This is a genomic window from Paenimyroides ummariense, assembly GCF_900115115.1.
Taxonomy (GTDB): Bacteria; Bacteroidota; Bacteroidia; order Flavobacteriales; family Flavobacteriaceae; genus Flavobacterium; species Flavobacterium ummariense.
Genome location: NZ_FOVI01000004.1, coordinates 35,868 through 62,597 on the forward strand (window position 1 = coordinate 35,868; position 26,730 = coordinate 62,597).

The following is a 26,730-nucleotide window of genomic DNA, read 5'->3' on the forward strand; positions in this document are numbered from 1 at the left end:
ATAAAGTTAGAGTTTTAATGAGTGTTTTATTGTTGATTAGGAGCAAAATTAAGTATAAAACTTGAGTCTGCCAAAAAAAAATTCACTACGTAGTGAAAAAAAATATTTTAGAGGCTTACACAAATAAAATTAGTACTTTTAGCCCAAAAATATTTACAACCGTTTTTATGGAAGTTCAAGAACAAATTTTATCGCAAGATATACTGTTAGATTTATATAAAAAATTACTAAAACCAAGGTTAATAGAAGAAAAAATGTTGATATTGATTCGTCAGGGAAAAGTATCAAAATGGTTTTCCGGAATGGGGCAGGAAGCTATTGCAGTTGGTGTAACATCAATCCTTCATAACGATGAATACATTTTGCCAATGCACAGAAACCTTGGAGTTTTTACAAGTAGAAACATTCCTTTAAGCAGATTGTTTTCGCAATGGCAAGGCAAACCCAACGGATTTACAAAAGGTCGCGATCGTTCTTTTCATTTTGGAACACAAGAGTTTAATATCGTGGGAATGATCTCGCATTTGGGTCCGCAATTAGGTATTGCCGATGGTATTGCACTGGCACACAAACTACGAAAAGAAAATAAAATTACAGCTGTTTTTACGGGTGAAGGAGCAACGTCTGAAGGTGATTTTCACGAGGCATTAAACGTTGCTGCCGTTTGGGATTTACCGGTTATGTTTATTATTGAAAACAATGGTTACGGGCTTTCGACACCTACGCGAGAACAATATAAATGTGAAAATTTAGCCGATAAAGGCATTGGTTACGGTATTGAAAGCCATATCATAGACGGTAACAATATTGTGGAAGTTTACACGAAACTTCATGAAATTGCCGAAAATATGCGTCAAAACCCGCATCCGGTTTTAATTGAAATGAAAACATTCAGAATGCGTGGTCACGAAGAGGCGAGTGGTACCAAGTACATTCCGCAGGAATTGTTCGAAGAATGGAAAATTAAAGATCCAATTACTCGTTTCAACAATTATTTAACCGAAATGGGTATTTTGTCTGAAGAGCAAGATGCACAGTTAAGAAAAGAAATCAAAGAAGAAATTGATACCCATTGGAAAATTACGCAAGACGAAGCTGGTTTAGAAGCTAATCTGGAAACGGAATTGAATGATGTGTACAAACCTTACGAATATCAACATTTTGAAGCTGGTTCAGAATCAAAAAACATTCGTTTTATTGATGCAATTTCCGAAGGATTGAAACAATCGTTTGAGCGTCATGAGAATTTAATAATCATGGGTCAGGATATTGCAGAATACGGAGGCGCTTTTAAAGTAACCGAAGGTTTTGTTTATGCTTTTGGGAAAGATCGCGTGCGAAACACACCAATTTGCGAGAGTATTATTGTGTCATCGGCTGCCGGATTATCAATCAATAAATACAAATCGGTTGTAGAAATGCAGTTTGCCGATTTCGTTTCAACAGGTTTCAACCCAATCGTAAATTTATTGGCAAAACAGCATTACCGTTGGGGTGAACATGCCGATGTGGTTGTGCGTATGCCTTGTGGTGCAGGTTCTGGTGCAGGTCCGTTCCATTCGCAAACAAACGAAGCTTGGTTTACTAAAACGCCTGGTTTAAAAGTGGTTTATCCTGCTTTTCCTGTCGATGCCAAAGGTTTGTTGAACACGGCAATTAACGATCCTAACCCGGTAATTTTCTTCGAACATAAAAATCTGTACCGCAGTAAATCGCAAGATGTTCCAACAAATTACTATACCATTCCGTTTGGTCAGGCTTCATTAATTAAAGAAGGAATCGATGTTACGATTATTTCGTACGGATCGGGGGTTCATTGGGCATTGGAAACCTTAGCAAATAACCCGAGTATTTCTGCTGATTTGATCGATTTAAGAACGCTTCAACCTTTAGATTATGAAACAATTAGAAAATCGGTACAAAAAACAAACCGAGTTATAATTCTACAGGAAGATTCAATGTTTGGTGGAATTGCCAGCGATTTATCGGCTTGGATTATGGAAAATTGTTTTGAATACTTAGATGCGCCTGTAAAACGTGTGGCAAGTATCGAAACGCCTATACCTTTTATGGATAATCTAGAAGCGCAATATTTGCCTAAAGAACGTTTTGAAAAAGAATTATTAGTACTTTTACAGTTTTAAATAAACACACAACAACAAATGAAAACCATAACTTCTTCTAACTTTAATTTTCCGGGTCAAAAATCTGTTTACAAAGGAAAAGTACGCGAAGTTTATAATATTAACGATGATTTATTGGTAATGATTGCAACCGACCGTTTATCGGCTTTTGATGTAATTATGCCAAAAGGAATTCCATATAAAGGACAAATTTTGAATCAAATTGCATCGAAATTCATGCAACTTACACAAGATATTGTTCCAAATTGGTTGGTTGCAAACCCAGATCCAAACGTAGCTGTGGGTTATTTGTGCGAACCTTTTAAGGTTGAAATGGTTATCCGTGGCTATTTATCGGGTCATGCAGCTCGTGAATATGCGGAAGGGAAACGTGTTTTGTGCGGAGTTGAAATGCCAGCGGGTATGAAAGAAAATGATAAATTCCCAACACCAATTATCACTCCAACTACCAAAGCAGCTTTAGGTACGCATGACGAAGATATTTCTAAAGAAGAAATTTTAGCACAAGGAATTGTTTCTAAAGAAGATTACGAAGTATTGGAAAAATACACACATGCTTTATATCAACGTGGAACAGAAATTGCAGCATCGCGCGGATTGATTTTGGTTGATACAAAATACGAATTCGGTAAAACCAAAGACGGAAAAATTGTATTGATTGATGAAATTCATACGCCAGATTCTTCTCGTTATTTTTATGCAGATGGATACCAAGAGCGTCAGGATAACAACGAAGCTCAAAAACAATTATCAAAAGAATTTGTACGTCAGTGGTTAATTTCAAACGGTTTTCAAGGGAAAGATGGTCAGCAGATTCCTGAAATGACCGATGAATACATTGAAACAGTTTCAGACAGATACATTGAATTATACGAAAATATCATTGGTGAAAAATTTGAAAAAGCCGATGTATCAAATATTCAGGAACGTATCGAACAAAATGTAAATACCTTTTTGGCATCGTATAAAAAATAATTCAATTACACGATAAAATTCAAAAATTATATTTTCAAATGACCTCACAGGTTTCAAAAGCATGTGAGGTCTGAAAGTAATAAATAAAGTGTATCGACAAGTTTTGTCCTCAATAAATTGAATTGAGTTATAAAGTTGTCACAATTATAAAAATAAAATTATGAGCATTATTCCCGCATTGCAGTGGCGTTACGCTACCAAAAAAATGAACGGCGAAAAAGTTTCTCAAGATAAAGTTAACAGCATTTTAGAAGCAGCGCGATTGGCACCAACTTCTTCCGGTTTGCAGCCCTTTGAAATGATTGTAATTACCAATCAATCGTTAAAAGAAAAAATTAAAGCAGTGGCTTTTAATCAGTCGCAATTAACAGATTGTTCGCATTTGATTATTTTTGCTGCTTGGAATTATTACGATATTAACAGAATGAATCATTATTTTGATTATTACGAAAAAGAACGTGATTTACCAAAAGGATTCTCTGATAATTACAAAAACGGCGTTATTAAACAGTTGACTTCTATGTCGTTAGAAGATCAGTTTGAACATGCTTCCCGACAGGTTTATATTGCCTTGGGAATGGCATTGACAGAAGCCGGAGCTTTAGAAGTAGATAGCATACCAATGGAGGGTTTTATAAACCATGAAGTTGACAAACTGTTGAATTTAGAAGAAAAAGGACTAAAAAGTGTTGTTATTTTACCGATTGGTTACCGCGATGCCGAAAACGATTGGCAGGCAGAATTGAAAAAGGTAAGAAAAACAACCAGCGATATGATTACTTATATTGATTAATTTAAAACTTGAATTATGAAAAATTTAAAAGCTTTATTAGTTGTATTGTTTATTGCGTTTACAACCGTTGTGAGTGCACAAAACAAAAAATCAGAAAAAGCGGTAATTAAAACAAACATTGTTTGCGATCATTGCAAAGCTTGCGAAACCTGCGGAAAAATGTTTCAGACAGAAATGCTGAAAGTAAAAGGTGTAAAAATGTACGAGTTAGACGAAGAAAAAGAAACCATTACGGTTTATTTCAATCCTAAAAAAACAAATTTACAAGACATTAAAACAGCAATTTCAAAATTAGGTTTCGATGCCGACGAAATAAAAGCAGACCCAATAGCTTACGAAAATTTAGACGGTTGTTGCAAAGCATAAAAAAAATCTTCCAATTGGAAGATTTTTTTTATTTATGAATTTTTTAAAAAATTATTGTTCCTTCTACTAAAATTTCTTCTTCACTGTTTCCGCTCCCTGTCATATCTTCTTTAACAAATTTACCTTTAAAGGTTGCTTTACCATTCATTAATTGAGCACCAACACCTTGGTGAGTTTGAGTAAGATTTATATTGGTGATTTTAACATTGTTAGAAGCATCATCAATTGAAGTATAAACATCTGTAGTTCCAGTGTTGAAATAAATTGCTAAATCACCAAAATTTTCTTCACCATTTTCATTTGTAACTTGACAACCAAATCCAACGTTTTGGAATGTTCCAACAATTTGATAAACCATAAAATTACCATCTGATGTTCTTTTAGTTCCAACAGCGGCTCCTACACCAGAACTTTTAATAACCTTATCTTTTTCAGAACCTGATAATATTTTAATTTCAATACTACCTTGACCCTGTCCTTGAGATGTCACACTAGGATCTCCGTCTACATAATCAGCACAAGAGTTAAAAACAAAGAACGATAAAATAGTAGAAAACAACAGAATTGATTTAGATAGATGTTTTTTCATAAATTAAGTGTTAAAGATTTATTAATGGCAAATAAATGAATTTTTTTCGATAAAAAAAAAGTTTTAATTCATAATATTAATGTATTTCTTTATTTTTAGTTTGTGAAAAAAATATACTATATACCAGGAATATTCTCTATTATTCTTTTACCAATTTTAAGCATTTGGTATATGAATAAGTATGATTATTTTACAAAGCTATCTGCACATCCATTTTATAATATGGATTTTCAAGAAACAGACCGATTTAATAAAGAGAATGGGATAATATTTTTATCACTGAAGAATTTATAAAGCAGCGTATTTATAAAGAAGTTAGTTTAAACAATGATAAAAATTCAAAAAACACTTTCAAATATATTGACCAATTTGTAAATGATGTCGTTCAAACAAAAGACACCATTTATGGATTAAAAATTCATTTTGAAGAAAACGCAACTTATAACGAATTTATCGAAGTACTGAATATTTTTAATGAAAGAAATGCCGAAATATATACCTTAGATAACAACACAATGTATTTTGTAGAAAGAGATTGGAAACCACCTTCTCCTGATGACGAAAAGTTAGAACCACTTGAGATGTTTTATTGTACTTCAGGAATAAGTTATTCAGAACCAGAATACAATTTTTCACAGATTTGGGATAATTTAAAAACTCAATTCAGTCAAAACAAGATTATTTACAATGCTTATATTATATTCTTTGTAATTACTATAGTATCAATATTTCTAAAAAACAAAAAGCTTCCAAAGTAGGAAGCTTTTTTATTAAGATTTTTGTTCTTTATTAAAGTAAACAAGGTAGTAATACATTTGTTTTTCTTCGTCCCAACCTTTTTCAATGAATTTTTCGGCAGATTCCGGGTTAATGAAATCCAATTTAATTTGTACGTTGGTATCTAAATTAATAACGTTTTTTATTTTTTTACGAACATCAGAAACTGCGTTGTTTGCAATTGGGAAGTTAGATACATCTTCAATGCTGTATTTTTCAGCGCGATCTGTTTTGTAGTTTTTAAACTCAGACTGTAAATCAGGATTGTCAATTACTTCATTAATAAAACCTTGCTCTTCAAACTCATCATTCTTTGCAAAATAATTTACAGATCGGTTCATGAACATTACCTCTTCTTTTTTATCTTCGGCAGGTAAAACCACATCTTTAGCAAAGTCCTGAACAAACTTCAAGTATTTTTTGGTCATAAAGTTTTCATCCTGAAAAGCATCAACCGATAAAAAATGTTCTAACCAATAACGCGCATCGTAACGGTTACTGTCAATAGTTAAAATTTTGTAGCCTTCTTCTTTCTTGTAATTGAAAATGATGCAACCTTTATCTAACTTATTCAGATTAATTCCTTGCTGAAGCACCATTTCAAGGTTGCTGTTGTTTTCTTCGAACTGTAAAAAATCAGACTTTAATTCACTTTTAAAAATACCAATCGCATCAACCGGATTGTTATCAATAGTGATATGCGTTAAATAAGTTACATAAACTTCTCCGTTTTTGATATGTGGATGGTTTGACTGCTCATATAAATGTTTGGTTATTTTCTTTGAAACTTCGTGAACATTGCTTGGGTTTGCAAAAATTTCGTTGGCAAAATTAAACATGTCGTTATAATCTAAATCAACATCGTGTGCAAACTGGTAGTAGTTTTCTTCTTTTTCGCGAAAAGGCTTAAAAAAATATTCTTTTAAAAGCGGGGTAATTTCGTCGTTTACGTTAAAAGTATTTTCAGACAGAAAAATAGCTTCGGCACGGCTTTTATTTCCAACTCGGTGAATAGACAAAGATTCTATCTGGGTATTAAATAAATTAATCATAGCGTTTGTACTGTTTATAGGTAAAAAAAGAAAACCGTTTGGCTTTCTTTAAATATTTTTGAAATTTGAAATTTCTAAATTTGAAATTCGTAATTAATAATTGTTATCGTCGTAATCAAATTCGTTAAAACCTTCATCACCGTCAAACATATCAAAATCTTCATCATCGTAATCATCATCAAAATCTCCGTAAATATCGTCTTTAGAAATCGGATCATCGAAGTTTTTCACAGGTGCATCTTCAGGTAAAACGCCGTGCGCAAAAAGTAGAGCAGGTAATTCTTTTTCTTCCGAATCATCTTCACTTTCAATTGCAGCCAATTCTACAAAGAACGTCCAATTTACAAACGGATCGTATATGTAAAGAATTTTTGTTTGATCTTCATACAACAGATCGTTCAGTTTAAAATCGCTCATTGTTTTGTGTTCACCCGGAACATCGCCCATATCAAACAACATAATTTCGTCTTGTTGTTCCCAGTTGTCATCGCACAAAAAAAACGATCCGCCTTCCATACCATCAAAACCGAAAGCGTTGATAATCGTGTTGTGCAAATCTTCTAAAGTATCTGTATCTTTAATGGCAATGTCTCTTAAAACATCATCTTCAGCATCTAAAATAACGCGAAATTTGTAAACCATGATTCTTATATTTGATAGCAAATTTACTATTTAATATTGATTTTTTTTGGCTTTTAATTTTTCTTTTTTTTGTTTATGAAGGTAAATTTTACGGTTGGGAAGGTAAAATCGACAGTTCGGCGACTTTTAGTTTTTGCGTTAATAATCTTGCCTTACTTTTGACTTAATAATTAAACTAATTGATTTTATGAAAGATTTTTTAAGACATATAAAGCAGTTTTTAATAATATTAGTGATATGCTACGTTATTGTAATTGGTATAAATTATGGCTATGGCACAAGATACAACGGCTTTGGTTTTGTAAAGCAGTTTATAAATGTGTTTACCTACACTTTTGGAATTTACATGGCAAATATGTTGGTTTTATCTGACTATTATTTAAATCGAAAAAAGAATTTTGAAAACATTTTGGTCGGCGGAATTTTAGTAAACATCCTTACAGCTTTGGTTGTTTTACTGTTAGAATTTTTAGGATATTTAGTTTTCATAAATGGTTCTGCATTTGAAGCATTTACGTTTGTAAAAAATAATTCAACTTTTATGTTGTGGTTTTCAATGACCATTTCAACAATCGTATATATTGTTTTATTGATTCGTAGAAAAGATAAAATTGAAGTTACGCAGCAAAAAGATATCGCTATAAAAGCAACTGCTTCGTTTGAAACTTTGAAAAATCAGTTAGATCCGCATTTTTTGTTTAATTCTTTGAATGTTTTGAGTTCGTTGATTGAAGAAAATCCTAAGAAAGCACAAGAATTTACTGTAGCACTTTCAAAGATTTACCGCTATGTTTTAGATCAAAAAGATAAGAATTTGATTTCGGTTGAAGAAGAACTGAATTTTGCAAAATTGTATGTCTCGCTTTTAAAAATGCGTTTTGAAGATGCCATCATCATCAATTTTCAAACAGATGCAGATATAAGCGAATTTAGAATTGTTCCTTTAAGTTTACAGCTTTTGCTAGAAAATGCCATAAAGCACAACATTATATCAGACCAAAAACCTTTACAAATTGATATTTTCAAAGAAGAAAATTATCTGGTTGTTCAAAATACTTATCAAAAAAAGCAAACTTTTGAAAAATCTACCAGAATTGGATTGCAAAATATTATGCAGCGCTACAATTTAGTATCTAATTTAAATATCGATATTCAACAAACCGAAAAATTATATATTGTAAAACTCCCATTAATTTCAGGCGAATCGTTAGTTAACTTTCAAGATGATTTAATTACAGAAGAGCTTTTTAATAATGCTTACGATAGAATGTATCAATTAAAAGAATTTTATGTAACCGTTTTTGTAGCTGTAATTGTAATTCCTGCAGCAATAATACTAAACTTTTTCTATTTACCTCACTATAAATGGTCGTTAGCAATAGTTTTATTTACACTTTTTGCACTTGTTATAAACGGATTTAAAACAGTAAACTTCTTGAAGAATTGGGAAAACAAAATGATAAAAAAACAAATTAATAAAAATAGAACTCATGGAAAATTATAGTCAATTAGAACTTTTAAAAGCAAGAAAACGTGTAAAAAAAGTAAAAGATTTTTATATTCACGCTTTAATTTATGCTTTGGTAAACAGCGCGCTTATTATTTTAAATTTGTTAAGTAATGATACTAATTATTGGTTTGTATTTCCGGTAATTGGTTGGGGAATAGGTTTGTTTTCGCACGCTGCAAATACTTTTAATTTTATTCCTTTTTTAAATAAAGACTGGGAAAACCGAAAAATTAAGCAGTATATGGACGAAGAACGAAATGCTTTTAAAAATAAACATTAATGAAAATTGTAATTATTGAAGACGAAAAGCCAGCTGCACGTTTACTAAAACGTAAGGTTGAAAACCTGAATTGTGAAGTTATCGCCGTGCTATCGTCGGTCACAGAAAGTATCGAATGGTTTTTACAAAACGAACATCCAGATTTGGTTTTGGTTGATATTCAATTATCCGACGGTTTATCGTTTGAAATTTTTGAACAGGTAGAAATTAAGAGTTCTGTCATTTTCACTACTGCTTATGATGAATATGCATTAAAAGCATTTAAACTGAATAGTATTGATTATTTACTAAAACCAATTGATGAAAACGAACTGAAAGCAGCCATTGAAAAGTTTTTATCGTTGCAAAATAAAACAATTTTTAATCAGCAAAGTTTAAACAATGTTTACAGCAGCAATTTCAAAAAACGATTTGTTGTTAAAACCGGAAACATCATAAAAATTATCGATGTTAATGATATTGAATGTTTTTATAGTGCCTTTAAAAGTAGTTTTTTAACAACAATTGAGAATAGATCTTTTAGTTTAGATGATAGCATGGAAACTATTGAAAAAGAAGTTGATAAAGAATGTTTTTTTAGAGTAAATCGTCAATTCATCATCAACCTAAAAGCAATTAAAGAAATAAGTGTTTACAGTAATTCACGTTTAAAAATCAGTTTGAATAATTATAAAGAAGAAGAAATTATTGTAAGTAGAGAAAAGGTTCAGGCGTTTAAAGAATGGATTAGTAGATAATTTCATTTAAAAATTATTAGTAATTTAGATCAAATTTTTAAACAATGAAAAACTATATATTTTCTTTACTTTTTATCGGATTTCTTTTTAATTCAATCGATGTAACAGCTCAAAAAAACAGTGCAGTTTCCGAAAAAAAATCATTAGAAAAACCATACAATCCAAACGATAATGCTCAACAAAAAATTGATGCTTTATTAAAACAAGCTAAAAAAGAAAAGAAAAACGTAATTCTACAAGCTGGTGGAAATTGGTGCGGGTGGTGCTTACTTTTTAATGATTTCATTAAAACTAATGTAAAAGTTAAAAAGGAATTACAAAGCAATTTTTTATACTATCACTTAAATTTTTCAAAAGAAAATAAAAACGAAGCTGTTTTTAAAAAATATGCTCCAAATGGCGATAAATTGGGTTATCCATTTTTTATTGTTCTTAATAGCAGCGGTAAAGTTTTAAAAGTTCAAGAAAGCGGAAATTTAGAAGAAGGTAAAGGTTACAATGAAACAAAAGTAATAAACTTCTTAAAATCGGTAAAACCATAAATAGTTGCAGATTTTTCAATTAAAATAAATCTCCCATAAATTTTTAAATAATTTTTCTAAAAAACGCCGTTTTTCGTTAATAATTATAAATTTGCATCTTCAACAACAATTTTAAAAAATGGATACAAATTTATTATTAAACATTGCACAGCAATATGGCTGTCCGGTGTATGTTTACGACGGTAACACAATTGAAAATCAATTTCAACGTTTACAGGATGCGTTTAAACAAGTAAAAAAATTAAAAATCAATTATGCGGCTAAAGCATTAACCAACATTTCCGTTTTAAAGTTGTTGAAGAAGAAGGGCAGTGGGTTAGACACCGTATCTATACAGGAAGTTTTATTAGGATTAGAAGCAGGTTTTTCTCCAGATGACATCATGTTTACGCCTAACGGAGTTTCTTTAGAAGAGATCGAAGAAGCTGTACAATTAGGTGTTCACATTAATATTGATAATCTTTCGATTTTAGAACAGTTTGGTGCTAAACATCCTGATATTCCGGTATGTGTGCGTATCAATCCTCATGTAATGGCTGGTGGAAACAGCAATATTTCTGTTGGTCATATCGACAGTAAATTCGGAATTTCTGTTCATCAAACGCCACATATTTTAAGAATTATCGAAAATACCAAAATGAAGGTTAACGGAATCCATATGCACACGGGTTCTGATATTTTAGATATCGAAGTATTTTTATATGCTTCTGAAATTTTGTTTGAAACCGCTAAACAATTCAAAAATCTTGATTTTATTGATTTCGGAAGCGGCTTCAAAGTTCCATACAAAGAAGGAGATTTAGAAACGGATATTGAAGAATTAGGCGAAAAATTAACGGTTCGTTTCAATGAATTCTGTAAAGATTATGGTAAAAATTTAACTTTGGTTTTTGAACCTGGTAAGTTTTTAGTTTCACAAGCGGGTTATTTTTTAGCTAAAGTAAACGTTGTTAAGCAAACAACATCAACTGTTTTTGCAGGTGTTGATTCTGGTTTTAACCATTTAATTCGCCCAATGTTTTACAATTCGTATCATCATATCACAAATATTTCAAATGTCAACGGTAAGCAGCGCTTTTATTCGGTGGTTGGATACATTTGTGAAACAGATACTTTTGCAAGCAACCGTAAAATTGCTGAAATTAGTGAAGGCGATATTTTGTGTTTTCACAATGCAGGAGCTTACTGTTTTTCAATGACATCGAACTACAATTCCCGTTTTAAACCGGCAGAAGTTTTGTTTTATAATGATGCTGTTCATTTAATTAGAAAACGCGAAACCATGGCAGATCTGCTTCAAAACCAAATTGCGGTTAATTTTGACTAAAGATTAAGTAACATTTATTTAATATGTATAGAGTAGGCAAACGTATAGTTTGCCTATTTTTGTATAAAATATTTCAAAAATGAAAAGAAGAAGTTTTTTTAAGTTAGGAAGCTTGGCTGCGTTGGGATCAACATTAGTAAATCCAATTGATACTTTTGCAGGAAATAACGATATATCAATAAATTCAACCAATAAAAAAGCCAAAAACATTATTTTTATGGTTAGTGACGGTATGAGTTCTGGAACGCTGAACCTTGCAAATATGTTTTCTAACCGCATACTTGGAAAAAATAGTAATTGGCTGCAACTTTATATTGATAATAAGGTTTCTCGCGGAATAATGGATATGGCATCGGCTTCATCAATCGTTACCGATTCTGCTGCTGCAAGTTCATCTTGGGGCGGTGGCGCTCGTGTAAATAACGGTTCATTGAACATTAGTCCGTCTGGTGAAGAAAATCTTCCTATCTGGCAAAAATTCAAGGCAAAAGGTAAAAAAGCGGGTTGCGTTACAACGGTTCCTATTACGCACGCAACTCCTGCCGGTTTTACGGTAGCTATGAAAAGTAGAAATGATCAGTCTGCAATTGCAGAAGAATATTTACGTATTGGTTACGATGTTTTGTTAGGTGGCGGACAAAAATATTTTGCTGCTGAACATCGTAAGGATAAAAAAGACATGTTCACTGCTTTTAGTCAACAAAATTATGTGGTGGCAAAAAATAAATCAGATTTAAAAAATACTGATAAATCAAAAAAATTATTAGGTGTTTTTGATTTTGATGCACTTCCCTATCAAATCGACAGAAAACAATCAGCAGAACTAACAAATACGATTCCTACTTTGGCTGAAATGACAGAGGTTGCGATCAATCAAATGAAAGATCATAATGAAGGATTTGTGTTGCAGGTTGAATCAGGAAAAGTTGATTGGGCGGCACATGCAAACGATGTTTCGGCTTTAATTCACGAACAATTGCAGTTTGATGAAGCCATTGCGGTTGCTATGAAATTTGCCGAACAAGACAAAAATACGTTGGTTGTAATTACTACTGATCATGGGAATGCAAACCCGGGTATGATTTACGGTAAATATGCAAACGATCATTTCGATAGTTTGGCGAAATACAATTTTACAAATGAATATATTTTAAACAATATTAAGAATAATCAATCTGAAAGTCAGATAAAAGAGTTTATCAAAAGTTCGATAAATGTTGAGTTGAATGATGAAGAAACTAAAACCATAGCATCATACTACAATGGGTTGAAAAAAGGCGATGACGGCTTGTACAATTATAAACATTTGCCTTTTAGTGCTTTTGCAGAAATTCAGAAAAAATATAATTCCGTTGGATGGATTTCAATGGATCACTCGGCTGATTATGTAGAGGTAGCCATGTTTGGTCCGGGAAATCATCTGCATAAACCGTTTATGAAAAATACCGATATGCACTATTTATTGTTGGAAGCTGCCGAAGTGGAAAACAAATTTTAGTGTATTTTTGTTGAATGAAAATTGCAGTAATAAACAATTACGACTCATTTGTACACAACATTATTCATTATCTGGAAAGTTTTGATGGTGTGGAAGTATCCGTTTTTTTAAACGATGAATTTTATTTGGAGCAATTACAAAGTTTCGATAAAATTGTTTTGTCGCCAGGTCCGGGAATTCCAAATGAAGCCGGACTTTTGTTGGATGTAATTGACTTTTATAAAGATAAAAAAAGTATTTTAGGCGTTTGTTTGGGACATCAGGCAATTGCCGAATATTTTGGATGTTCGCTTGTAAATTTAGATCAACCTTTACATGGAATTTCAACCAAACTACATATTATAGAAGATGATTTTTTATGGAATGATTTACAAGATGATATTTTTGTTGGGCATTATCATTCTTGGTGTGTAAGTAAACAAAACCTATCAACAAGTATAATTGTTACTGCAATTGATGAATTAGGAAACACTATGGCATTGAGACACAAGGAATACGATATTCGCGGAGTTCAGTTTCATCCCGAATCGGTTTTAACTCCACAAGGCAAACAGATCATTGAGAATTGGCTGAAAAATAACTAAAAAAGAAAAACGATCTTACTGATCGTTTTTCTTTTTCTTATGTTTAGCTTTTGCGTTTAGTTTAAAATAACTTAGAAAATCGCCTATATAAACATCACCTTTTGAAAAATATTTTTTTTCAGATGAACGTGAAGTGGCAAAAGGTGCTTTTTGCTTTTCATTATTATCAGTAGTTCCTATAATATAAAATCCTTCTTTTGTTGGCAGTGTTACACCCGCATCTCTACCTTCAAAACCATAAAAAGATGCATAATTTAGTGTAGTTCCGTCTAAAGATATAATCGAAGTATAAACGTCTGAATTTCCTCCTCCATATTTAGATTGGTACGCATTAATTGCTGGTAAATTATCTATGTTTTCTTCTTTAGCCATTAATGATGTAACAAATAGTTCATCTCCGTTTGTAAATAAATGCTCACCTCCATGTGTAAAACTAGTCCATAATTTTTCTCCAGTTGAAGAAAATTTAGATATAGTATTATTATTTGCATTAGAAAAACGTTGTTTCAAATAGGCATTTTCTGTTGCTAAATCTACATTTTTACTATAAATTCTATGTGTTGCCAATATATAAGCTTCATCACCAACAACAGCTAAACTATTATTGTTTAAAAGTGTATTACCTAACGTAACATTTGTATTATCTTCTCCAAAATAAGTGCTCCATAATCTTTCTCCATCAAAACTAAATTTTGAAAGAAAAACACTAAAAATATTTTCAAGGGATTTATTAGGGCGATAAATTTTTTCATGATGGCTGTTAGGTGTACCAAAATAGTTGCTAGACATAGTTGCTCCCATGTGATCACCATAAATATATAAACCATTAGTACCTGCAGCAATACTTTTTATTGTAGAACTATCTTTAGAATAAAATGTACTCCAGATATGCTTACCATTTTTATCTAATTTACTTATGACATCTTGATAGTCATTGTTAGAAGTTAGATCACCGTTTTTTTGAAAAAATGTGGGTGATGCAACTGTGTTTTTATTTCGTTTATTTAATACGTAAATATTATTTTGTGAATCGACTGCTAATGATGAGTTACTCGATAAAATATCATGAAAATAAGTAAACCAAATAACAGAGCCTTGCAAATTAATTTTAGCTAAATAACTAGGCGCTAATTTAAAACCAAATATCAAGCTTTCACTATAGGCACCAGATGTTGCAAGGTTTTGTGCAACGGTTCTTCCTGAAATAATTAAATTATTTTCAAAATCAAACTTTAAATTTTCAATAGTAGATAAGCCCTCTTCGCTATCAGAAATTTTATAAATAAGTTTTGGTTTAAGCTGATCCGGACGGTATTCATAAATTTCATTTCCTTCTGCATTTACCAAATATAAATTCCCTGTTTCAGGATGTACTACGGTAACAAAAGAAACTGTTCTCACAATTGCTTTGTTAGGTGTGAAAGCCTTTGTAGTTTTGGTTGATATAGGTAATAAAGTTCCCCATTCACGTTTATACAAAGATTGTCCGTAATTTTCTGAAGTAGTAAATAGAACGAATGCTGATATAAAAAATACTAATTTTCGCATAATGATTTGTAAATCTAACCTTATAAACTAATAGGTAATTTATTAATAATGAATGTTTAAATTAATCTTTCTTTTTCGGTTTGCCGTTATTAAATTTAACGTTTCCTAAAATATCTTTTTTTGTAGGACTTATAGTATTACTTTTTATTGTAGCATTGTTTTTACCTTCAAAAGCAGGTTTTGCAGTTGTTGGTTTTTTAGTAGCTGAAATTGCTTTAGGTTTATTTTCAACTTTAGGTTTGTCTGTTAATGCTACTTTAGATGCTGAAATTTCTGCTAAAACATCTTTCGGATTTTTAGGATTTTCCTTAGTTCCTCGTAGATAAATAACCAAACCATTTAAAAAGTTACGTAAAATCTGATCTTGACATTCTACATATTTTGGGTGATCTTCTGTTCTAAAAAAATTGCCTATTTCTCCTTTAGAAATTCTAAAATCAACCAATTCTAAAATATCAAGAATTTGATCGTCTCTTAACTGTAAAGCAACTCGTAATTTTTTTAATATATCGTTGTTAGTCATTTTTTTTATTTTTGTAAATATACAAGAAAAAAGCTTTCTTAAAGAAAGCTTAGTAAGTAATATCGCTAATTGGTGTCAGTGTATTTGCAAAATCGCTGGCATTCCATTTAAATTGCGTGACTTTTTGTTCGCCAAAAGCATACATAACATCGTTATAAATCACAACATCTTTAAATTTATGGTTTACCGATTTTACCAATACCGGTTCTGCTGGATTTGTAGTATCAAAAATCTTTAATTCATCATCACAAATAATCAGAAAATTTTCATGAATTGCCAATCCTCGTGGATAGGTTAAATTTCTTTGATGGATAAGCTGTGGATTTTTAACATCGGCAATATCATAAACCATTAAGGTATTCAAATTATTTCCACAACCTGTATTAGAGTGCAGAGTTACATACGCATAACCTTCATTGGCAACCACTGGGTCACATGCCGTAAAATGCTGTGCTTGTGATAAATATTTAGGATTTTCAGGATTGGAAACATCAAAAATAAACATTCCGTTTCGTGATCCCATAAACATTAAATCTCCCAAAGAATAAATAGTTTCAATATCACGTCCAATGGTTACATCGTTCACTTTTACAGGATCGTTTGTGTTTGATATCTGAAAAACATGTAAATCTTGATGATCTACTGTGTATAAATAATTTCCTTTAATAGCAAAAACTGCCATTGATCCTCCTTTTCCTGTACCTTCTGAATTTGGTCCGCCAGAATCCGAACCATCGCTTGAACAAAATGTTAATGAAAAACACGTTGCCAATAAAAAACTAAATTTTAAAAACTTTTTCATAAACATTACGATTTCCAATCAACAATAATTTCATTTTGTCCTGCACTATGTCCCCAACCATCCGGACTGATTTTTTGCGGGAACGTATTGGCAATGCGTTTATGTACCGTAACCGTACCATTGTTTATGGTAACTGCAACTAAATCAACAGCCTGATTAATGTAAATGGTATTGTTTTTAATAGCCATATCGGTAGCACCGGGAACTTCTAAAAAGCCCGTTAACTGTGGCGTATTTGGATTTGAATTATCATAAATATGAAATCCTTTGTTTTCATCGGTAATAAAAATGTAAGAATCTTTTACGTATATTTTACCTGCTTTTGTCATGCTTTTTGGAGCCGACATTTTTATCGAACTTTCCAGTTGCTGACGTGACATGTAAACAGGTTCGTAAGGTGAATAGCGTGATGGCGAATCATCTACCCGATAAATACAACTTTGCAACATTAAAGTTGCTACAAGTGGTACGGAATACAACAATAATTTTAAGTTTTTCATGTTTTAAGTATATTTTGGTTAAAAATATAAAAAATACCTATAGGTTTGCTTTTTTATTTGTTAATTCTTGGATCTCATCCCGAAGCTTGGCTGCCTGTATAAAATCTAAATTTTTAGCAGCATTTTCCATTTCTTTACGTTTGTCTTTTATTGCTTTATCGATATCTTTTGATGATTTATAAACAACATTTTCTTCAGCAACGGTTTTTAAATTTGTTTCGGTTTGATCGTACGATTTAAATTTATCAGCCAACGATTTTTCAATCTTTTTATTTAAAGCCTTTGGCTTTAATCCATGCTCTTTGTTAAAAGCCATTTGTTTGTTGCGTCTGTAAAGCGTTTCATCAATAGTACGTTGCATACTATCGGTTATTTTATCCGCATACATGATGGCTTTGCCGTTGATATTACGTGCCGCTCTACCAACAGTTTGTGTTAAAGAACGAGTACTTCGTAAAAAGCCTTCTTTATCTGCATCTAAAATAGCGACCAAGGAAACTTCAGGCAAATCAAGACCTTCACGTAAAAGGTTTACTCCAATAAGCACATCGAACAAACCTTTACGAAGATCCTGCATAATTTCAATACGTTCTAAAGTTTCCACATCAGAATGAATGTATCTACAACGAATGCCGATTTTTGTAAAGTGTTTAGCCAATTCTTCTGCCATTCTCTTCGTTAAAGTAGTAACCAAAACGCGTTCGTCAATTTCCACACGTTTGTGTATTTCTTCCACTAAATCATCAATTTGATTCTGGCTTGGACGCACTTCAATAATAGGATCTAAAAGTCCGGTTGGACGAATAACTTGTTCCACATAAATTCCTTCTGATCTTTGTAATTCATAATCAGCCGGAGTTGCAGATACATAAAGAACCTGATTTTGCAATAATTCAAATTCCTCGAATTTTAAAGGACGATTGTCCATGGCAGCAGGCAATCTAAAACCATATTCAACCAAATTTTCCTTACGCGAGCGGTCGCCACCATACATGGCATGCACTTGCGAAACCGTTACGTGGCTTTCATCAATAACCATTAAATAATCTTTCGGAAAATAATCAATTAAGCAAAAGGGACGTGTTCCGGGCTCACGACCATCTAAATATCGCGAATAATTTTCGATACCCGAACAATAGCCCAATTCGCGTATCATTTCTAAATCAAAATTGGTGCGTTCTTCTAAACGTTTTGCTTCTAAATGTTTTCCGATTGATTTAAAATAATCAACCTGTTTAACCATATCCTGCTGAATTGCCCAAATGGCATTTTGCAAAACATCTGGCGATGTAACAAACATATTGGCAGGGTAGATGCTTAACAATTGATATTTCTCAATTACTTTAGATGTTGCCAAATCAAAAGATTCAATGGTTTCAATTTCATCACCAAAGAAATGAATGCGGAAAGGATCATCGGCATAACTCGGAAAAACTTCTACTGTATCGCCTTTAATTCTAAAAGTTCCATGCGAAAATTCTGCTTCGGTTCTTGAATATAATGATTGAACTAATTGCTGCAGAAATTTTGTCCGAGAAATAACTTGATCTTGCTCAACAGTAACCACGTTTTTTTGAAATTCTGTAGGATTTCCGATACCATACAAACAAGATACCGATGCCACAACCAATACATCTCTTCGACCAGAAAGTAGGGAAGATGTAGTACTTAACCGCATCTTTTCTAAATCTTCGTTAATAGAAAGATCTTTTTCAATGTATGTTCCTGTGACCGGTAGATAAGCTTCGGGTTGATAATAATCGTAATACGAAACAAAATATTCCACGGCATTGTTTGGAAAAAACTGCTTAAATTCTGAATATAATTGTGCTGCCAAGGTTTTATTATGAGCCAGAACCAATGTAGGTTTCTGTACTTCTTGAATAACATTGGCAACTGTAAAAGTTTTACCGGAACCGGTTACACCCAACAGAGTTTGAAAACGTTCATTGTTTTTGATACCGTTTGAAAGACTTTTTATTGCTGCAGGCTGATCGCCCATAGGTTTATATTCTGATTCTACTTTAAATTTCATTATCGTACAATTTTTACAAATATAAGAATAAAAAAAGAGAGGCATAAACCTCTCTTTCTCTTGATATATTAAACTATTATTAGTTTACTTTGAAAGTTACTCTTCTAGCAAATTTAGAAGTAGTTTTGTTTTTACCGTCGAATGAAGTATCTTCACCGTTAGCAGTTGTTTTAATTCTTGAACTAGAAATTCCAGATTGTTCTAAAATTTTAGCTACATTCTTAGCGCGTTTTTCAGACAAACGTTGGTTGTAAGATGGGTTACCAACTGAGTCAGCAAAACCATTAACTTCAACAGTAGCGTTTGGATTAGAACGTAAGTAAGTAATTAAGAAATTAGTTGCTTCTGCGTTTTTAGGAGTTGATTTATCGAAATCAAAATAAACTGCAACATAACCTTGGTTGATTAAGTCTTGAGCTGTGTTTGAATCAGCAGAAGAGAATGTATCACCTTTTTTAGCATATCTTGAATCGAAGTAATCTTCGTAAGAATCTGGAATACCGTTTTTGTTTAAGTCAATAGAACGACCTTTAGTATCAACCATGTTTCCTGCTGGAGTATTTGGCTCTAAATCTAAATAATCAGCAACACCATCGTTATCAGAATCGATCATTTTGTTTTCGATATCTGTTACACGGTTTTCTAAAGCTTCAACTCTGTTAGTTAAACCATCGTTAGCATACCAATCAGCATGTTGTTCGTTTTTCCCTAAGTAGAAAGATAAACCTAAAGTAGCATTGTAGAATGTACCGTTAAATCCTCTATCGTTAGCATCTATCACAGAATTACCATCGAATGTGTAGTTTTGCTTAACAGTATTAACCATTGTAAAGTCAGCATTTAAAGCAACACGGTTACCTAATTTTACTTGACCAGTTAATCCTAAAAGAACGTGACCCATTTGGTCTTTGTCATAAAGATTTGTAGCCAAGTCTTTTCCTGGTTCCATCCAAGAATAACCAGCACCCATGTGAGCTTGTAAACCAAAAGTTCTAGTCCACTCTTCAAAATTCATGATACGACCTAAATTTGCAACCCCTTGTAAGCTTGCTCTGTAGTGCGTAGTTCTAAAGTAGTTAGAATCTTCACCACTTTTCATATAGTCATAACCAAAATCAGCTTTAATACCGAATTTATTATTGAACATGTAACGAACACCAGCATCAGCGTGAACTAATCCGAAGAAAGTGTCACCATTATAACCTGGAGTCATAGGAGAAGAAGGTTTTGTTAAACCACCATTAATGTCAATAGACCATTTGTTGTAAGGTAATCCTTCTTGAGCGTTCATATTTGAGAAACCTAATACTGCAGCAATTAAAGGCAAAGTTATTTTTTTCATAAAACTTTTTTTTTAAATTATTAGTAATTATAGAATATTTGAATTTATAATTTTCGGTAAAAATAATATTTTTTAACTAAAAACAAAAATTTTTTTAATTTTTTAACCACTTATAGTCTGAATAGAACGTTCCGAAAGGCAGGAGGGAAGCAATTAAAATTAATCCTAACTTTTTCATAGACCAATTGTATTCATATTTTAAATAAATAGCCAGTATAAAGTACAAAACAAAAAGTATGCCATGAATCATTCCAATTGGATATAATAATTGTTGGTATAATTCGGGATTATTCGGTTTGTTATATAACATGTTGTAAAACAATGCGATGTATGATATACCTTCTAAAGCAGCTATGAATCTAAAAAAGTTTAACATGATTAAAATTGTTGAAATTGTTGGTTGTATTCTTTTAAGTCTGCCAGATTGTGTTTATTTTCCAAATCCAACATCAACGACATAAAATAAGTAAAACTTTCTGTAGAAGAGTTTTCGTTATTGATTTCAGAATCTTCTTCAATTGGCTCATCTGTAGGGATGTTAACCAAGAAATCATCATTCTCATCAATATGTTCATAAGCTAAACGTAATGCTTTAACCAGAACAGGTTTTTCCTCAAGTAAAGCAAATTCTCTAAGCTTTTTTAATTCAGGAACTATAGTTTTGGCAACTATACCATTTGAAATTACTTCGGCTTGTAATGCCTTGATAATTTTTTGTGCGTTTGAATTTTCCACTTATTTATTTTTTATAAACAGCGCAAAATTAATGATATTTGTTGAATATTAAAAATTTATCAATCTATTTTATACTGTAATTATATTGAACTATAATGTATATTATGTAAAATAGAATTAATATTATATTAAAACAGACTTATAATTCAATTTAAATATGTATGCTTTACTGTTAAGTTTAATATCCTCTCTATTTGTTGGTTTTTTTATTAAGTTTTTGAAAATCAAAGAAATAAAAAAACTGTTTATTGTAGTTTTTATAAATTATGTTGTTGCACTAATTGTTTGTTTAATGTTGTTTAATGATGTTATAAATCAATCAACATTAAACAAATCATTATCTCCAATAGCTATATCCTTAGGAATTTTAATGCCGAGTATATTTTATTTTTTAAATAAATCATTAAATAAATCAGGACTAGCTAAAACAGATATTTTTCAAAGATTATCGCTAATAATCCCGGTAATATTGAGTTTTTGGTTGTTTCATGAAATCTTTACGTGGTCAAAATTTGCAGCTATTGCATTAGCTTTTATAAGTATTGTACTTTTATTGTATAAAAAATCCACAAAAGATGGAAATTTCAACACCTTTTATCTTATTGCAGTCTTTATTGGATATGGTACCGTTGATACGTTGTTTAAAATATTAGCTACAAACAAAAACATACCTTATATAGCCGCTTTATTTTTAGTATTTATTTTTTGTGCTATTGTAAGTGGATTATATCTGTTTTTAAGCAGAGGAAAAATTCATAAAAAATTTATTTTCTACGGATTGGTCTTGGGAATACTAAATTTTTCAAACATCTATTTCTACATGAAAGCCCATAAAATATTCTCAGACAGCCCTACCCTTGTGTTCATTACAATGAATTTAGGTGTAATAATCGGAGGAAGTTTAATTGGCAAATTTTATTTTAAAGAAAAACTGACAAAAAATGCAGTTGCAGGTATTGTTTTAGCTGTGATTAGTGTAATTTTATTGGCGTTAATTCAAATAGATATTTTATAAATGAACTATACTCCAAAAATATTTGTAACTGTTGATGTTGTTTTGTTTAGAAAGATGAACAGCAGCTACGAAATTTTATTAATTCAGCGATTGAATGATCCCTTTAAAGAGTATTGGGCTTTACCTGGTGGTTTTGTCGATGAAAATGAAGAGTTGGAAACAGCTGCTAAACGAGAACTTTTTGAAGAAACCGATATTCAGTTATTTCAAGTGAAGCAGATAAAAGCTTATGGAAATCCAAAGAGAGATCCGCGCCATCATACAATATCTGTTGCTTTTATAGGAGAAATTGACAGTTTAGCTGAAGCAAAGGCAAAAGACGATGCCAAAGCGGTTAAGTGGTTTTCGATCGAAGAATTGCCAGCTCTAGCTTTTGATCATGCCGAAATTATTCGCGATTCAATTGAAAAACACATAATAAAACCAGCTTATTAGGCTGGTTTTTGTTTTAAAATATATCAATACTTCCTTTTCCTTCACGAATCACTTCAGGTTCGCTTCCGGTTAAATCAATAATAGTTGATGCGGTGTTATCGCCATACCCACCATCAATTACCACATCGACTTTATTTTGCCATTTTTCAAAAATTAATTCCGGATCGGTTGTATATTCAATAACTTGATCATCATCATAAATTGATGTTGAAACAATAGGATTTCCCAATTGTTTTACCAATTCTAAAGCAATGCTATTATCTGGAACACGAATTCCGACTGTTTTTTTCTTTTTAAACTCTTTAGGTAAGTTGTTGTTTCCTTCTAAAATAAAAGTGTACGGACCAGGCAATGCACGTTTTAAGATTTTAAACGACGATGTATCTAAATTTTTTACGTATTCAGAAATATTGCTTAAATCGTTACAAACAAAAGAAAAATTTGCTTTCTCCAGCTTGATTCCTTTAATTTTTGCGATACGTTCTAAAGCTTTGGTATTCGTAATATCGCAGCCTAAACCATAAACCGTATCGGTTGGATAAATAACCAAACCACCCTCTTTTAATATTTTTACTACTTTCTGAATTTCCTTTTCATTAGGATTATCAGGATATATCTTTATAAATTTTGCCATTTTTTTACAGTTAGATTATTTGAAAATATGCTAATTAGCGAATGATTAGTAAAAACCTAAAGGAACTTCAAACATTGAACCTTAAACTTTAAACTAACCTACCCGATTGGTTTTAGTTTTGCAAAACGCAACAGCAATTTTTTAATTCCGCCAACATCAAAATGAATTTCGGCTTTTTTGTCTGCCCCTGCTCCTTCTAAGTTAAGAATTTTTCCTTTACCAAAACGTTCGTGCATAATAATTTGTCCTTCTTTTAGCGAAGAATTTTCATTTGAGGATGAATTTGAAGATGAAATCTTACTAATATCCTTCAATCTTCTGATATCATGATTGGGTTTTGGATCTTCATTTTCACGAATCCATTTAGGCGGAATTCCGGCAACAGGTTTTGTTTGACGTAATTTAGATTTATCAACATCGCCAAAAATATCTTCGCTTATGCTTGATTTATATCTGTAATTGGTTTCGGGAGCCGATAAAAACTCTAAATATTGAGGATCAATTTCTTGGATAAATCGAGAAGGATCGCAATCACTTAATTTTCCCCAACGGTATCGACTTTGAGCATACGTTAGATAAGCTTTGTGTTCGGCACGCGTTAGGGCAACATAAAACAATCGACGTTCTTCTTCCAAATCGGCACGCGAATTCACACTCATAGCACTCGGAAACAAATCTTCTTCCATACCAACCACAAAAACTGTAGGAAATTCCAATCCTTTTGCCAAGTGAATCGTCATTAAAGCCACACGATCGTCATCGCCTTTGTCATTATCTAAATCGCTTGCCAAGGCAACATCTTCAAGGAATTCGGCTAAACTTCCACGAGCGCCATCAACTTCAATTTGTCCTTCGGTGAAATCTTTAATACCATTTAAAAGTTCTTCAATATTATCTAAACGCGTAATTCCTTCGGGTGTTCCATCTTTCTTTAATTCTTGAACCAAACCGGTTTTTTTAATTACATAGTCGGTTAAATAATAGGCATCGTTATTTTCGTTTATTACCTGAAAATTTTTAATCATGGTAACAAAATCGCTGATTTTACTTTTGGTGCCCGATGTTAATTTTAAATCGATTTTATCAATATGTTCCATCACCTCAAAAATACTTCTCTTGTAATGGTTGGCAGCAATATTCAACTTTTCAACAGTTGTATTACCAATTCCACGCGCCGGATAATTAATTACACGCACCAAAGCTTCTTCGTCTTTTGGGTTTACAAGCAAACGCAGGTATCCCAAAACATCTTTAATTTCTTTGCGCTGATAAAATGATAAACCACCATAAATACGGTAAGGAATATCTTTTTTACGCAAGGCATCTTCCATAGCACGCGATTGCGCATTGGTGCGGTACAAAATAGCAAAATCGCCATTGTTCATTTGGTGGGTCATTTTTTCTTCAAAAATGGTCGAAGCCACAAACCTACCTTCTTCTGCATCGGTTATTGATCGGTGGATTTTAATTTTCGGTCCGTCATCATTCGCAGTCCAAACAACTTTATCAAGCTTGGTTTTATTTTTATCAATAATAGTATTGGCTGCTTCTACAATATTTTTTGATGATCGATAATTTTGTTCCAAACGATATACCTTAACATCATCAAAATCTTTCTGAAAATTGAAAATATTGTTGATATTCGCTCCACGAAACGCATAAATTGACTGTGCATCGTCGCCAACCACACAAATATTCTGAAAACGATCTGCCAACGCCTTAACAATTAAATATTGCGAATTGTTGGTATCCTGATACTCATCAACCATAATATATCTAAAACGGTCTTGATATTTCAATAAAACTTCAGGGAATCGAACAAGCAATTCGTTGGTTTTCAATAATAAATCATCAAAATCCATAGCACCGGCTTTAAAACATCTTTCAACATACGCCTGATACAAATCGCCAACACGCGGTTTTTTTGCCATTGCATCGGCTTCCATTAATTCCGGATTATTAAAATAGGCTTTTACGGTAATCATGTTGTTTTTGTAGTTAGATATTCTGCCCAAAACATCTTTAGGCTTGTAAATATCCTTATCTAACTGCATTTCTTTGATAATTTGCCCGATCAAACGTTGTGAATCTTGCGAATCGTAAATGGTAAAATTTGAAGGATAACCTAATTTATCGGCTTCGGCACGAAGAATTCTTGCAAAAACGGAGTGAAAAGTTCCCATCCATAAGTTTTTAGCTTCGGCAGATCCAACAATTTTAGAGATACGTTCTTTCATTTCGCGCGCCGCCTTATTGGTAAAAGTCAACGACAAAATATTGAAAGCGTCAACGCCCAAGTGCATCAAATAAGCAATACGCAAGGTTAAAACACGTGTTTTACCAGAACCTGCACCAGCAATAATAATCATTGGTCCGTCTTTTTGTAAAACAGGTTCGCGTTGTGCATCGTTTAATTGATCGATATAATTTTGCATAGATTTATTTTCAGAAAAAAACAAAGTTACTACTACTAAAAATAAGTAGCAAATAATATTATTTTAGGTTTATATTTGTTTTTTAAAAGTGATAAAAATGTTTTCAAATTTTACGGTTGACTGGAAAGAGTCGTTACTTATATTATTAGGTTTAGCAGTAATTGTGCTGTTGTTTTATGTTTTTAATCGAAAATCGATCGCGAAAGAAAATGAAACCCGCAAGTTGTTAAAAGAACGTATGCAGCAACCTTATAGTGAACCACAAATTCAGGAAGTTGCACGAAAATCTACTCCACAAATTGTACAAGCTTACGAACGGTTGATTATTTTAATGGAACGTATCGATTTGCAAAAATTAGTGGTTCGTGTAGCACCAATATCGACTCTAAAACAAGATTACGCATCGTTTTTAATTCAGAATATTGATCAGGAATACGATTTTAATATTTCGCAACAATTATATGTTTCAGAAGAAGCTTGGGCGTTAATCGCAACGGCTAAACAAACAATTATTCAGCAAATTTTAAAAACAAGTTTAAAAGAAGAAGTTATTAATGCAGATGATTTACAAAGAAATCTTTTGCAAAATAAAGAAGTTAATTCGGTTACGGATTTGGCAAAAAACAGATTAAAACAAGAATTTAAAAGTTTGGTTTAATTTTTGATTTATTTAAATAATTAAAAGCTAAAATTATGAAGAAGCTACTAACAATTTTGGGAATTGCCTTTTTAGCAAGTTGCGAATCATCAGATTCTTGTCACTGCGAAGTTTTTGAAAATATTGGAACGGAAGAAAAACCTCAATTAAGATATATCGGCAGTTTAGATGGTAATTGCGATGGCGTAACTAAAGAAGAAGAAAAAGTTTACCAAAGCGTAAGCTGTGATTAAAGATGTTCGGTTGAACATC

Annotated in this window: 28 protein-coding genes; 15 read left to right on the plus strand and 13 right to left on the minus strand. The window is 32.0% G+C overall.

Annotation, left to right across the window (positions count from 1 at the left end):
- The first annotated feature begins 167 nt into the window (after positions 1 to 167).
- The 4 genes from BM253_RS04080 (at position 168) to BM253_RS04095 (ending at position 4,278) form a co-directional block, all read left to right on the plus strand.
- Positions 168 to 2,144 (plus strand): alpha-ketoacid dehydrogenase subunit alpha/beta, encoded by a 1,977-nt coding sequence (locus BM253_RS04080; RefSeq protein WP_091519569.1) that lies wholly within the window; start codon positions 168 to 170, stop codon positions 2,142 to 2,144.
- An 18-nt stretch (positions 2,145 to 2,162) separates the two neighbouring features.
- Positions 2,163 to 3,119 (plus strand): phosphoribosylaminoimidazolesuccinocarboxamide synthase, encoded by a 957-nt coding sequence (locus BM253_RS04085; protein WP_091519573.1) that lies wholly within the window; start codon positions 2,163 to 2,165, stop codon positions 3,117 to 3,119.
- A 160-nt stretch (positions 3,120 to 3,279) separates the two neighbouring features.
- The gene (locus BM253_RS04090) at positions 3,280 to 3,912 is read left to right on the plus strand and encodes an NAD(P)H-dependent oxidoreductase (protein WP_091519576.1); all 633 of its coding nucleotides are present in this window, start codon (positions 3,280 to 3,282) and stop codon (positions 3,910 to 3,912) included.
- 15 nt (positions 3,913 to 3,927) lie between these two features.
- Positions 3,928 to 4,278 carry a heavy-metal-associated domain-containing protein gene (locus tag BM253_RS04095; RefSeq protein ID WP_091519580.1) on the plus strand — a complete coding sequence of 117 codons (351 nt, stop codon included), beginning with the start codon at positions 3,928 to 3,930 and terminating at the stop codon, positions 4,276 to 4,278.
- Positions 4,279 to 4,321: 43 nt separating this feature from the next.
- Here BM253_RS04095 and BM253_RS04100 read toward each other — a convergent pair whose 3' ends face one another.
- The 3 genes from BM253_RS04100 to BM253_RS04115 form a co-directional block, all read right to left on the minus strand.
- Entirely contained in the window at positions 4,322 to 4,867 is a 546-nt protein-coding gene (locus tag BM253_RS04100) for a hypothetical protein (RefSeq protein ID WP_091519583.1), read from the minus strand.
- A gap of 770 nt (positions 4,868 to 5,637) precedes the next feature.
- Positions 5,638 to 6,696 (minus strand): nucleoid-associated protein, encoded by a 1,059-nt coding sequence (locus tag BM253_RS04110; RefSeq protein WP_091519590.1) that lies wholly within the window; start codon positions 6,694 to 6,696, stop codon positions 5,638 to 5,640.
- A 93-nt stretch (positions 6,697 to 6,789) separates the two neighbouring features.
- A complete protein-coding gene (locus BM253_RS04115; protein WP_091519593.1) occupies positions 6,790 to 7,338 on the minus strand; it encodes an IS1096 element passenger TnpR family protein in 549 nt (182 codons plus the stop codon).
- A gap of 187 nt (positions 7,339 to 7,525) precedes the next feature.
- On the opposite strand from BM253_RS04115, the gene BM253_RS04120 reads away from it, so the two are divergent.
- The 7 genes from BM253_RS04120 (at position 7,526) to BM253_RS04150 (ending at position 13,816) form a co-directional block, all read left to right on the plus strand.
- Positions 7,526 to 8,842, plus strand: coding sequence for a histidine kinase (locus BM253_RS04120; RefSeq protein ID WP_091519597.1), 1,317 nt, complete (start codon positions 7,526 to 7,528; stop codon positions 8,840 to 8,842).
- A complete protein-coding gene (locus BM253_RS04125) occupies positions 8,829 to 9,128 on the plus strand; it encodes a 2TM domain-containing protein (RefSeq protein ID WP_091519601.1) in 300 nt (99 codons plus the stop codon). Before BM253_RS04120 ends, BM253_RS04125 begins: the two co-directional genes overlap by 14 nt.
- Positions 9,128 to 9,865 carry a LytR/AlgR family response regulator transcription factor gene (locus BM253_RS04130; RefSeq protein WP_091519604.1) on the plus strand — a complete coding sequence of 246 codons (738 nt, stop codon included), beginning with the start codon at positions 9,128 to 9,130 and terminating at the stop codon, positions 9,863 to 9,865. The genes BM253_RS04125 and BM253_RS04130 overlap by 1 nt, the downstream gene beginning before the upstream one ends.
- Positions 9,866 to 9,909: 44 nt before the next feature.
- Positions 9,910 to 10,407, plus strand: coding sequence for a thioredoxin family protein (locus BM253_RS04135; RefSeq protein ID WP_091519608.1), 498 nt, complete (start codon positions 9,910 to 9,912; stop codon positions 10,405 to 10,407).
- Between the two features lie 118 nt (positions 10,408 to 10,525).
- Complete coding sequence (gene lysA / locus BM253_RS04140; protein WP_091519615.1) at positions 10,526 to 11,734, plus strand: diaminopimelate decarboxylase; 1,209 nt, start codon at positions 10,526 to 10,528, stop codon at positions 11,732 to 11,734.
- A 79-nt stretch (positions 11,735 to 11,813) separates the two neighbouring features.
- The gene (locus BM253_RS04145; protein ID WP_091519618.1) at positions 11,814 to 13,232 is read left to right on the plus strand and encodes an alkaline phosphatase; all 1,419 of its coding nucleotides are present in this window, start codon (positions 11,814 to 11,816) and stop codon (positions 13,230 to 13,232) included.
- A gap of 14 nt (positions 13,233 to 13,246) precedes the next feature.
- Positions 13,247 to 13,816, plus strand: coding sequence for an anthranilate synthase component II (locus BM253_RS04150; protein ID WP_091519621.1), 570 nt, complete (start codon positions 13,247 to 13,249; stop codon positions 13,814 to 13,816).
- A 15-nt stretch (positions 13,817 to 13,831) separates the two neighbouring features.
- On the opposite strand, the gene BM253_RS04155 is transcribed toward BM253_RS04150, so the two are convergent.
- From BM253_RS04155 to BM253_RS04190, 8 genes are all read right to left on the minus strand, one after another.
- Positions 13,832 to 15,364, minus strand: a complete 1,533-nt coding sequence (locus tag BM253_RS04155) for a hypothetical protein (protein ID WP_091519623.1) — start codon at positions 15,362 to 15,364, stop codon at positions 13,832 to 13,834.
- 61 nt (positions 15,365 to 15,425) lie between these two features.
- Entirely contained in the window at positions 15,426 to 15,887 is a 462-nt protein-coding gene (locus BM253_RS04160; RefSeq protein ID WP_091519626.1) for a DUF1456 family protein, read from the minus strand.
- A 49-nt stretch (positions 15,888 to 15,936) separates the two neighbouring features.
- Complete coding sequence (locus tag BM253_RS04165) at positions 15,937 to 16,689, minus strand: LVIVD repeat-containing protein (protein ID WP_177205721.1); 753 nt, start codon at positions 16,687 to 16,689, stop codon at positions 15,937 to 15,939.
- Between the two features lie 5 nt (positions 16,690 to 16,694).
- The gene (locus tag BM253_RS04170) at positions 16,695 to 17,189 is read right to left on the minus strand and encodes a hypothetical protein (RefSeq protein WP_091519631.1); all 495 of its coding nucleotides are present in this window, start codon (positions 17,187 to 17,189) and stop codon (positions 16,695 to 16,697) included.
- 37 nt (positions 17,190 to 17,226) lie between these two features.
- On the minus strand, positions 17,227 to 19,224 hold the full coding sequence (gene uvrB / locus BM253_RS04175) for an excinuclease ABC subunit UvrB (RefSeq protein WP_091519634.1): 1,998 nt from the start codon (positions 19,222 to 19,224) through the stop codon (positions 17,227 to 17,229).
- A gap of 79 nt (positions 19,225 to 19,303) precedes the next feature.
- Complete coding sequence (locus tag BM253_RS04180) at positions 19,304 to 20,566, minus strand: OmpA family protein (RefSeq protein ID WP_091519640.1); 1,263 nt, start codon at positions 20,564 to 20,566, stop codon at positions 19,304 to 19,306.
- Positions 20,567 to 20,660: 94 nt separating this feature from the next.
- Positions 20,661 to 20,942 carry a DUF3817 domain-containing protein gene (locus BM253_RS04185; protein WP_091519644.1) on the minus strand — a complete coding sequence of 94 codons (282 nt, stop codon included), beginning with the start codon at positions 20,940 to 20,942 and terminating at the stop codon, positions 20,661 to 20,663.
- Positions 20,943 to 20,944: 2 nt separating this feature from the next.
- A complete protein-coding gene (locus BM253_RS04190; protein WP_091519647.1) occupies positions 20,945 to 21,301 on the minus strand; it encodes a hypothetical protein in 357 nt (118 codons plus the stop codon).
- Between the two features lie 157 nt (positions 21,302 to 21,458).
- On the opposite strand from BM253_RS04190, the gene BM253_RS04195 reads away from it, so the two are divergent.
- Complete coding sequence (locus BM253_RS04195) at positions 21,459 to 22,316, plus strand: EamA family transporter (protein ID WP_091519650.1); 858 nt, start codon at positions 21,459 to 21,461, stop codon at positions 22,314 to 22,316.
- Positions 22,317 to 22,751, plus strand: coding sequence for an NUDIX domain-containing protein (locus BM253_RS04200; RefSeq protein WP_091519652.1), 435 nt, complete (start codon positions 22,317 to 22,319; stop codon positions 22,749 to 22,751).
- Positions 22,752 to 22,764: 13 nt separating this feature from the next.
- On the opposite strand, the gene BM253_RS04205 is transcribed toward BM253_RS04200, so the two are convergent.
- Both BM253_RS04205 and BM253_RS04210 read right to left on the minus strand, forming a co-directional pair.
- On the minus strand, positions 22,765 to 23,385 hold the full coding sequence (locus BM253_RS04205; RefSeq protein WP_091519655.1) for an L-threonylcarbamoyladenylate synthase: 621 nt from the start codon (positions 23,383 to 23,385) through the stop codon (positions 22,765 to 22,767).
- Between the two features lie 98 nt (positions 23,386 to 23,483).
- The gene (locus BM253_RS04210) at positions 23,484 to 25,820 is read right to left on the minus strand and encodes an ATP-dependent helicase (protein ID WP_091519657.1); all 2,337 of its coding nucleotides are present in this window, start codon (positions 25,818 to 25,820) and stop codon (positions 23,484 to 23,486) included.
- 97 nt (positions 25,821 to 25,917) lie between these two features.
- Here BM253_RS04210 and BM253_RS04215 point away from each other — a divergent pair, with 97 nt between their 5' ends.
- On the plus strand, positions 25,918 to 26,478 hold the full coding sequence (locus BM253_RS04215) for a DUF7935 family protein (RefSeq protein WP_091519661.1): 561 nt from the start codon (positions 25,918 to 25,920) through the stop codon (positions 26,476 to 26,478).
- Between the two features lie 35 nt (positions 26,479 to 26,513).
- Positions 26,514 to 26,711 (plus strand): hypothetical protein, encoded by a 198-nt coding sequence (locus tag BM253_RS04220; protein WP_091519664.1) that lies wholly within the window; start codon positions 26,514 to 26,516, stop codon positions 26,709 to 26,711.
- Positions 26,712 to 26,730 lie beyond the last annotated feature (19 nt).